This is a genomic window from Mesorhizobium sp. M7A.F.Ca.US.014.04.1.1, from assembly GCF_003998745.1.
GTDB classification, from domain to species: domain Bacteria; phylum Pseudomonadota; class Alphaproteobacteria; order Rhizobiales; family Rhizobiaceae; genus Mesorhizobium; species Mesorhizobium ciceri.
Window position 1 is genome coordinate 1 of the sequence record NZ_RZRW01000205.1, and the last position, 9,479, is coordinate 9,479.

The following is a 9,479-nucleotide window of genomic DNA, read 5'->3' on the forward strand; positions in this document are numbered from 1 at the left end:
CGGCCTGCTTGCGTTGATGAACAACCGGGCCCGCCTGCAATTGCGCCTGCAGCAGACCGTCGAGGGGCTCTCGGTCGCCGCCGTCTCCTATTATGTGGTCGGCCTTGTCGGCTATGTCGCCAAGGGCGCCTCGATCTTCGGCCATGCCTTCGCGCCGGAGATCATTACCGCTGCTTCGGTGCCTGTCGCCATCCTGCTGGTCTGGTGGGGCGTGCGCCGCGTGCGCCGGATGCACTCCGAACCCGGCAAGCCGCCCGGCGAATAGCAGCGGCAGATTGCCGCTGCGTAAGCCTGTCTCCGCCTTGAAGTTGGATTCGCCGCCATTACAGGATTTGCACCCAACGCGCTTCACTGGTAAAAGATTTTGACCAGTCAAGCGAAATGAGGCTGCTGATGTCCGGCCTGGCCATGCCGAAACCAGACGATGCCACGATGCGCCGGCGCGACGAGATCGTCGCCGACATGCGCATCATCGTGCCGGGTGAGGGCGTCGTCGACGCCGCCAATTCCATGCGCGCCTTCGAGAGCGACGGCTTGACCGCCTATCGGCAGCTGCCGCTGGTCGTCGTGCTGCCGCAAACGGTGGCGCAGGTTTCGCGCGTGCTGAAATACTGCAACGACCGCAACATCCGCGTCGTGCCGCGCGGCTCCGGCACCTCGCTGTCGGGCGGGGCGCTGCCGCTCGAGGACGCGGTGCTGCTGGTCATGAGCCGTTTCAACCGTATCCTCGGGATCGATTTTCCCAATCGCGTCGTCGTTGCCCAGCCGGGCGTCACCAATCTCGGCATCACCACCGCCGTCGAGCAGGAGGGCTTTTACTACGCCCCCGATCCATCCTCCCAGATCGCCTGCTCGATCGGCGGCAATGTCGCGGAGAATTCCGGCGGCGTGCACTGCCTGAAATACGGCCTCACAGCCAACAATGTGCTCGGCATCGAGATGGTGCTGATGAATGGCGAGGTGGTGCGGCTGGGCGGCAGTCACCTCGATGCGGAAGGCTACGACCTGCTCGGCGTCATGACCGGGTCCGAAGGGCTGCTCGGCGTCGTCACCGAGGTCACCGTGCGCATCCTGAAGAAGCCGGAGACGGCACGTGCACTGCTGATCGGCTTCCCGACCAGCGAGCAGGGCGGCCAGTGCGTTGCCGACATCATCGGCGCCGGCATCATCCCGGGCGGCATGGAGATGATGGACCGGCCGGCGATCCATGCGGCGGAAGATTTCGTTCATGCCGGCTATCCCCTCGATGTCGAGGCGCTGCTGATCGTCGAGCTCGACGGGCCGGGCGTCGAGGTCGATCATCTGATCGGGCTGGTCGAGGCGATCGCCTACAAGAACGGCTCGACCACCTGCCGCATTTCGCAGTCCGAACAGGAACGGCTGAGCTTCTGGGCCGGCCGCAAGGCGGCGTTTCCGGCCGTCGGCCGCATCTCGCCCGACTACTACTGCATGGACGGCACCATCCCGCGCAAGGAGCTGCCGCGCGTGCTCGCCGGCATGCGCGAGCTGTCGGAAAAATACGGTCTCGGCGTCGCCAATGTCTTTCATGCCGGTGACGGCAATCTGCATCCGCTGATCCTCTACGACGCCAACGTACCGGGCGAACTCGACAAGGCCGAAAGTTTCGGCGCCGATATATTGCGGCTCTGCGTCAAGGTCGGCGGCGTCTTGACCGGCGAACACGGTGTGGGCGTGGAAAAACGCGACCTGATGCCGGAAATGTTCACCCAGATCGATCTCGACCAGCAGATGCGCGTCAAATGTGCCTTCGATCCCAACCATCTGCTCAACCCGGGAAAAGTATTTCCGCAGCTGCGGCGATGCGCCGAGCTTGGGCGGATGCATGTGCACCGCGGGCAGGTGGCGTTTCCGGACATTCCGAGGTTTTGAGGGTGATGACGGCGCGTGAACACCCCCCTCTGTCCTGCCGGACATCTCCCCCTCAAGGGGGGAGATTGGCAGCTTGCGCGCCTCGCCCTTCCGTCATCATTGAAGATTGGCGAAGCCATATGCGACATCTGATCTCCCCCCTTGAGGGGGAGATGTCCGGCAGGACAGAGGGGGGCGCCAGGGAACTCGGCATATCCGAACTCGCATCTGGCGCGGTCTCTTCATGACCACCTTCACCCCGACCACCCCATCCGAAGTCCTCTCCACCATAGCCTGGGCCGTGGCGGAAGAGGCGCCGCTCGAACTCCTTGGCCATGGCTCCAAGCGTGGCATCGGCCGGCCGCTGCAAACCGAACACACGCTCGACCTGTCGAAATTATCTGACGTCACGCTCTATGAACCGGCTGAACTGGTGCTGTCGGCCAAGGCAGGCACACCGTTGGCCGAGATCGAAAAACTGCTGGCGGAAAACGGCCAGCAGCTCGCTTTCGAGCCGATGGATTACGGCCCGCTGCTTGGTGGCGAACCGGGCAAAGGTACGATCGGCGGTGTGCTCGGCGCTAACCTCTCCGGTCCGCGCCGGCTCAAGGCGGGGGCCGCGCGCGACCATGTCCTGGGCATCAATGTGGTGTCCGGTCGTGGCGAGGCCTTCAAGTCGGGCGGTCGCGTGGTCAAGAACGTCACCGGCTATGACATGTCGAAGCTGATGGCCAACAGCTGGGGCACGCTGGCCGTCTTCACCGACGTCACCTTCAAGGTGCTGCCGGCAGCCGAGACCGAAGTCACGCTCGCCATCCGTAGCCTGCTCGACGATGCCGCGGCCGCCGCCATGGCCCTGGCGCTTGGCTCGAGTGCTGAAGTGTCGAGTGCCGCCCACCTGCCGGAGCGGATCGCCGCGCGCGTCGCCAGCGGCAGTCTCGGCAGCGAGGCTGCCACGCTGCTGCGCGTCGAGGGTTTCGGCCCGTCGGTCGCCTACCGCATCGCCGCGCTGAAAACGCTGCTCGGCAATGCCGGCCCGCTGGAGGAGATTGGCGGCGAGGTTTCACGGCTGATCTGGCGCGACGTTCGCGATTGCAGGCCTTTCGCCGACGGCAGCGAGAAGCCGGTCTGGCGCATCTCGATGACGCCTTCTCAGAGCCACCAGATGGTCCTGACGCTGCGCATGCAGGCCGCCGTCAGCGCCTTTTATGACTGGCAGGGCGGACTGGTTTGGCTGCGCATGGAACAGGGCGATCCGGAAGCCGCTCTGCTGCGCGGGCTGTTGAGGAAACATGGCGGCGGCCATGCGACGCTGGTGCGCGCCGCACCCTCGCATCGCGCCGCTCTACCGGTGTTCGAGCCGCAGCCGCCCGCTCTTGCTGCACTATCGGTCCGCCTGAAACAGGAATTCGACCCCAAGAATATCTTCAATCCCGGCCGCATGGCCTAGGACATCAGCGATGCAGACCAATTTTTCGCTTGCCCAGCTTGCCGATCCGCATGTCGCGGAATCGGAAAAGATCCTGCGCAAATGCGTGCATTGCGGCTTCTGCACCGCGACGTGCCCGACCTATGTGACACTCGGCAACGAGCTCGATTCACCGCGCGGGCGCATCTACCTGATCAAGGACATGCTGGAAAAAGGCCGTCCGGCCGACAAGCAGATCGTCACCCATATCGATCGCTGCCTGTCGTGCCTTGCCTGCATGAGCACCTGCCCGTCGGGCGTCAACTACATGCATCTGGTCGACCATGCCCGCGCCCATATCCAGGAGACCTACAAGCGGCCACTGCTCGACCGCCTGACCCGCGCCATGCTGGCCTTCGTACTGCCCTATCCCCAGCGCTTTCGCGCCGCGCTCAAGCTGGCGAAGCTGGGCAAGCCGTTCATAGGCTTGTTCGACAAGGTTCCGGCGCTGAAGCCGCTCAGTGCGATGCTCAAGCTTGCGCCGGCGTCGATCCCGGCAGCTTCGCCGATAGGCTCGCCGGGCATCCATGTCGGGCAGGGGACCAAAAGAGGTCGTGTCGCCATCCTCACCGGCTGCGCGCAATCGGTGCTCGATCCCGCCATCAACGAGGCGACGATTTCGCTGCTGACGCGGCTCGGCGTCGAGGTCTTGGTGCCGCCGGGCGAAGGCTGTTGTGGTGCGCTGGTCCATCATATGGGGCGCGAACAGGCCGCGCTTGCCTCGGCGAGGCAGAATGTCGACGCCTGGACACGCGCCCTCGACCAGGGCGGGCTCGATGCCATCGTCATCACCGCCTCGGGCTGCGGCACGACGATCAAGGACTACGGTTTCATGCTGCGGCTCGACCCGGCCTATGCCGACAAGGCCGCACGCGTCTCGGCACTGGCCAAGGACGTTACCGAATATCTCTCGACCCTCGACCTGCCCGAACCGGTTCGCAAGCCGGGCACTGTCGTTGCCTATCACTCGGCCTGCTCGATGCAGCACGGCCAGAAGATCACCCGCCAGCCGAAAGAACTGCTGGCCAAGGCCGGCTTCATCGTGCGCGAGCCGCGCGAAGGGCATCTCTGCTGCGGCTCTGCCGGCACCTACAACATCCTGCAGCCCGAGATCTCGGCCAAACTGCGCGACCGCAAGGTGAAAAACATCGAGGCGACGGGGGCCTCGATCGTCGCCACCGGCAACATAGGCTGCATCACGCAAATCGCTTCCGCCGCGAAGATGCCGGTGGTGCACACGATAAAGCTGCTCGACTGGGCCTATGGTGGGCCGAAGCCGGAAGGTGTTCTGGAAGAAAGCCTGATCGCTGCGGAATAGGTCGCCCTGTCCTTACTCCGCCGCAAGCCTGTCGGCCGTACCGTAGGTCGCCTCATAAAGCGCGCGCTGGCGGCTGAGCGCGACCATGGTGTTGCGCAGCAGGATGGCGACCGTGATCGGGCCGACGCCGCCCGGCACCGGGGTGATCCAGGAGGCGACCTCGCGCACGCTTTCAGTGTCGACGTCGCCGACGATGCGGCTGGAGCCGTCGGGGGCGATTTCGGAATTGATGCCGATGTCGATGACGGCAGCGCCCGGCTTGACCATGTCGGCCTTGATCAGCCGCGGCTTGCCGACGGCAACGAACAGCGCATCGGCGCGCCTTGCATGGGCGGCGACCGATCGCGTCATGTGGTGGCAGACCGTCACCGTCGCGCCTTCGCTCATCAACAGGAAGGCGATCGGCTTGCCGACGATTTCCGAATGGCCGACGATGACGACTTCCAGTCCCTTGAGGTCGAGGCCGGTCTCCTTCAGCAGCTCGACCGAGGCGGCCGCCGTGCAAGGCGCGAGATCGAGCTGGTTGTAGACGATGTTGCCGATCGAGGCCGGATGCATGCCTTCGACATCCTTCAGCGGATGCACCGCCGCTTGCAGCGTCTTGATGGGGATATGCGCTGGCACGGGCCGCTGGATGATGATGCCGGTAACGCGCGGATCGGCATTCAGGCCGTGGATCGCAGCTTCCAACTCGCCTGCTGTGATGGTGGCGGGAAAGCGCCGTTCCTCGAAATCGATGCCGGCGAGCTCAGCCTTGGCGCGCTGGTTGCGCACATAGACGTCCACCGCATCGGTGTCGCCGACGGTGATCGAGATCAGCTTGGGCGGAAAACCCTCGGCTTTGGCGATCGCTGCGTCCTCGGCAACGGCGGCGATGATGCGCTGGGCGACCGGGCCGCCCTTGAGATAACGGCTGTCTTCGGACAGAGGCATGGGTGAACTCTTTTGTGGAACTTGCCACCGAGATAGCAAAAGAATGCGGCAAAGGGCAGCATGAAAGCGAACCGCTATGCCCGTTGCGCGACGCGTGGGTGGCCTTTTGCCCTCGATTTCTGCTCAAAACGGAAAGGGCAGCGCGGTTTCCCGTGCTGCCCTTCCTGACCGGCCGCATCCCCATACGGCCCGTCCCCCGTATCCCTAAACTGGCCTCGAAACGCGGACTGCTTTGCCGGCCAGGTGATTCGCAAGGACTATTATATCACCTCGACCGTGGTTCCGACATTGACCCGCTCATAGAGATCGACGACGTCCTCGTTGCGCATGCGGATGCAGCCCGACGACACCGCGCCGCCGATCGTCCACGGCTGGTTGGTGCCATGGATGCGGTATTCGGTGGTGCCGAGGTAGAGCGCACGGGCACCAAGCGGGTTCTCCATGCCGCCGGCAAGATAGGTCGGCAAATAGCGGCCCTTGGCGGCTTCGCGCTTGATCATCTGCGCCGGCGGGCGCCAGTCCGGCCACTCGCGCTTGTTGGTGATCTTGTGCGTACCCGACCATTCGAAGCCCGGCTTGCCGGTGCCGACGCCATAGCGCCTTGCCTTGCCGTTCTTCTCGACCAGGAAGAGGAAATTCTGCGTGGTGTCGATGACGATCGTGCCCGGCTTCTGGCCTCCGTCATAGTCGACTTCCTGCGGCAGGTAGATCGGGTTGATCTGGGGACGCGCGACCATGCGCTTGGCCGGCGGCTGCACCGCCGCCGTCTGCACCCGGTCGGGCTGCGCCGGGCGCAGGCGTCGCTGCTGCTGCACCACCTGCCGGTTCTGGCGCACGATGCCGGGCGCATGGCCAAGCTGCAGCACCCAGGGTGCGGAAAGGTCGGGGCTCACCATCACCGGCGGCCTGTCGGCATAGCGGTCGCCGGCGGTTGAGGGTGTGACGCCGGCGGCAAACACAGCCACGGCGCCGAGCACGGGAAACAACACTGTCTTCATCGTAACGCACCTTGATCGTCTGATACAAACGGGTGGAAACGTCCTCCCGGTTCGGCGATCATTGGCGCGCAAGCAGCAACCGAAACATGAATCGGAATGCGTAAAATGCGGCTTTGTCAGTAAACCTTTTGGTGTGGTTACCGCCGGGTTCACGAATCTGGTAAAGCCGCAGTAAATGCCGCGCAAAGCGCGTTAACGAACGGATTTTGGCCTATGGACAAGGAACACACCGGCCTGCTCGCCGGCCCCGACGGTGTCGCGCGCTGCTTCTGGCACGGCAATCTGCCCGACTATCTGCACTATCACGATCATGAATGGGGCCGGCCTGTGGCCGACGACCGCAGGCTGTTCGAAAAGATCTGCCTGGAAGGCTTTCAGTCGGGCCTGTCGTGGCTGACCATACTGCGCAAGCGGGAGAATTTTCGCGAAGCCTTCGCCAATTTCGAATTCGACAAGGTAGCAAGCTTCACCGACAAGGATGTCGAGCGCCTGCTCGGCAATGCCGGCATCATCCGCCATCGCGGCAAGATCGTCTCGACCATCAACAACGCCAGGCGCGCCCGCGAAATGGTGGACGAATTCGGCTCACTGGCCGCCTGGTTCTGGAAGTTCGAACCCGGCAAGGACGAGCGGCCGCAAATCGTCGACCTCGCCCATCTGCGCGCGAACCCGACAACGGCCGTCTCGGTGCGGATCTCGAAGGAGCTGAAGAAGCGCGGCTGGAGCTTTGTCGGCCCGACCACGGTCTACGCCTTCATGCAGGCCATGGGCCTGGTCAACGACCACCTCGAGGGCTGCGCCTGCCGCCAAGAGGTCGAGAAGCAGCGGAAGGCTTTCAGGCGGCCGAAATAGGCTCAGGTGCCGTTGGCGCTGGCCAGCACCAGGCCGGCGACGATCGCCACCACCGTGGCCAGGGTCGGATAGATCACCAGCAGGCCGGTCATCAACGCGTCGCGCATGGATGGTCCCTTGCCGGTGTCGGCGGGTACTTCGAACGGTCCGGCAGCCTGGCTGACCATTTTCGGGACGTTGATGTCGGCCGGGCGCAAGCGTGCGGACAATCCGGCATCGCTGTCGATGGCATGGAATCTTGCTGTGCTGGTCATGGCCGCGAACCCCTCATTCCCGCGCTTTATCGGCGGCGATTGTGTCGGCACGATGCCGCACGCATGGCGGGATTGTTTCATTTGCGGTCCGGATTGGTTTCAAGGAGGTGCGGCGTCGCCTTCTCTCATCGGCAGCGCCAGAGGTCTGACCCTTGCCGCATCCGACCTCTTCGGTTAGGACACCCGCGTTGCGAAAATCGCAACATTGCCGACCTGCAAGCATCATAAAACGCCGAGCAAACACCCCATGGCCGATAAATCGGAAAAGACGAAAGCGCGACTGCCGCGCGGCTTTGCCGACCGCAGCGCCGAGGACATCCGCGCCGTCGAGAAGATGATGGCGACGATCCGCTCGGTCTATGAGCTTTACGGCTTCGAACCGGCAGACCAGCCGCTGATCGAATACACCGATGCGCTCGGAAAATTCCTCCCCGACCAGGACCGGCCGAACGAAGGCGTGTTCTCCTTCCAGGATGACGACGACCAGTGGCTGTCGCTGCGCTACGACCTGACCGCGCCGACGGCGCGTTATGTCGCCGAGAATTACGAGCGGCTGCCAAAACCTTACCGCAGCTATCGCTCAGGCTGGGTGTTCCGCAACGAGAAGCCCGGCCCCGGCCGCTTCCGCCAGTTCATGCAGTTCGATGCCGACACGATCGGCACGCCGGGTGTGGCCGCCGACGCCGAAATGGCCATGATGATGGCCGACGTCATGGAAGCGCTGGGCATCAAGCGCGGCGACTACGTCATCCGCGTCAACAACCGCAAGGTGCTGGATGGCGTGCTGGAGGCGATCGGCCTTGGCGGCGAGGAGAATGCCGGCCGCCGGCTGACGGTGCTGCGTGCGATCGACAAGCTCGACAAGCTCGGGCCGGAAGGCGTGAAGCTTTTGCTTGGCCCGGGCCGCTGGGACGGCGGCAAGGAGGGCGAAGGCGACTTCGCCAAGGGCGCCGGGTTGAACAACGGGCAAGCCGAGGCGGTTCTTCTCGCGACTGCGAGGACTATACAGGCCGGCCAGGATTCCATGGTCAGTTCGAACGCGATCTACCAGGAAGGCGTCGGCGAACTCGCCACGATTGAAGCGCTGGTCAGGGCGGCCGGATATGACGAAGACCGGATTGCCATGGACCGCTCGGTCGTGCGCGGCCTCGAATACTACACCGGCCCTGTCTTCGAAGCCGAGCTTCTGGCCGAAATCCCCAACGAAGACGGCCAGATCGTGCGCTTCGGTTCGGTCGGTGGCGGCGGGCGCTATGATGGCCTCGTCTCGCGCTTCCGTGGCGAGCCGGTGCCGGCAACCGGTTTTTCCATCGGCGTCTCCAGGCTGATGACCGCGCTGAAGAACCTCGGCAAGCTTGATGCCTCGGACGTGATTGCGCCGGTCGTCGTGCTGGTGATGGACAAGGACACCGACAGCCTCGGCCGCTACCAGAAGATGGTGGCGGAGCTGCGCGCCGCCGGCATCCGTTCCGAAATGTATCTCGGCGGCGCCGGCATGAAGGCGCAGCTCAAATATGCCGACCGTCGCGGCTGTCCGGTCGCCATCATCCAGGGCGGCGACGAGCGCGCCAAGGGCGAGCTGCAGATCAAGGACCTGATCGAAGGCGCGCGCATGTCGGCCGAAATATCAGACAACGCCGAATGGCGCGCGGCGCGCCCGGCACAGGTGACTGTGGCGGAGGGCGAGCTGGTCGTCGAGGTGAGGAAGATATTGGCGGCGCAGGCTGAGGAGAGGGCGCGTGGCAAGTAGAGGCCGCGTTGGCGCCTCTGGTTTGGGACCAGAGGGT

The 9,479-nt window shown here is 64.2% G+C and carries 9 protein-coding genes; 6 read left to right on the top strand and 3 right to left on the bottom strand.

Annotated elements, in window-relative coordinates; genetic code table 11:
* The 4 genes from EOA22_RS15570 to glcF all read left to right on the top strand — a co-directional run.
* A partial coding sequence (locus EOA22_RS15570; protein WP_127390068.1) for a DUF3422 family protein occupies positions 1–265 on the top strand: 265 nt, incomplete at its 5' end.
* A gap of 128 nt (positions 266–393) precedes the next feature.
* Positions 394–1,890 (top strand): FAD-linked oxidase C-terminal domain-containing protein, encoded by a 1,497-nt coding sequence (locus tag EOA22_RS15575; protein ID WP_013530350.1) that lies wholly within the window; start codon positions 394–396, stop codon positions 1,888–1,890.
* Positions 1,891–2,113: 223 nt separating this feature from the next.
* Positions 2,114–3,319: an FAD-binding protein gene (locus EOA22_RS15585; protein ID WP_024502329.1), complete on the top strand. Its 1,206-nt coding sequence runs from the start codon at positions 2,114–2,116 to the stop codon at positions 3,317–3,319.
* A 10-nt stretch (positions 3,320–3,329) separates the two neighbouring features.
* On the top strand, positions 3,330–4,655 hold the full coding sequence (gene glcF / locus EOA22_RS15590; RefSeq protein WP_063170130.1) for a glycolate oxidase subunit GlcF: 1,326 nt from the start codon (positions 3,330–3,332) through the stop codon (positions 4,653–4,655).
* Between the two features lie 12 nt (positions 4,656–4,667).
* On the opposite strand, the gene EOA22_RS15595 is transcribed toward glcF, so the two are convergent.
* The gene (locus EOA22_RS15595) at positions 4,668–5,588 is read right to left on the bottom strand and encodes a bifunctional 5,10-methylenetetrahydrofolate dehydrogenase/5,10-methenyltetrahydrofolate cyclohydrolase (protein ID WP_027160988.1); all 921 of its coding nucleotides are present in this window, start codon (positions 5,586–5,588) and stop codon (positions 4,668–4,670) included.
* Between the two features lie 260 nt (positions 5,589–5,848).
* Positions 5,849–6,586, bottom strand: a complete 738-nt coding sequence (locus EOA22_RS15600; RefSeq protein ID WP_032808011.1) for a L,D-transpeptidase — start codon at positions 6,584–6,586, stop codon at positions 5,849–5,851.
* 213 nt (positions 6,587–6,799) lie between these two features.
* On the opposite strand from EOA22_RS15600, the gene EOA22_RS15605 reads away from it, so the two are divergent.
* Positions 6,800–7,438, top strand: coding sequence for a DNA-3-methyladenine glycosylase I (locus tag EOA22_RS15605; protein WP_013530355.1), 639 nt, complete (start codon positions 6,800–6,802; stop codon positions 7,436–7,438).
* Between the two features lie 2 nt (positions 7,439–7,440).
* On the opposite strand, the gene EOA22_RS15610 is transcribed toward EOA22_RS15605, so the two are convergent.
* Complete coding sequence (locus tag EOA22_RS15610; RefSeq protein ID WP_024502332.1) at positions 7,441–7,692, bottom strand: hypothetical protein; 252 nt, start codon at positions 7,690–7,692, stop codon at positions 7,441–7,443.
* Between the two features lie 247 nt (positions 7,693–7,939).
* On the opposite strand from EOA22_RS15610, the gene hisS reads away from it, so the two are divergent.
* Positions 7,940–9,442 carry a histidine--tRNA ligase gene (gene hisS / locus EOA22_RS15615; RefSeq protein ID WP_027160986.1) on the top strand — a complete coding sequence of 501 codons (1,503 nt, stop codon included), beginning with the start codon at positions 7,940–7,942 and terminating at the stop codon, positions 9,440–9,442.
* The last annotated feature ends 37 nt before the right edge of the window (positions 9,443–9,479 follow it).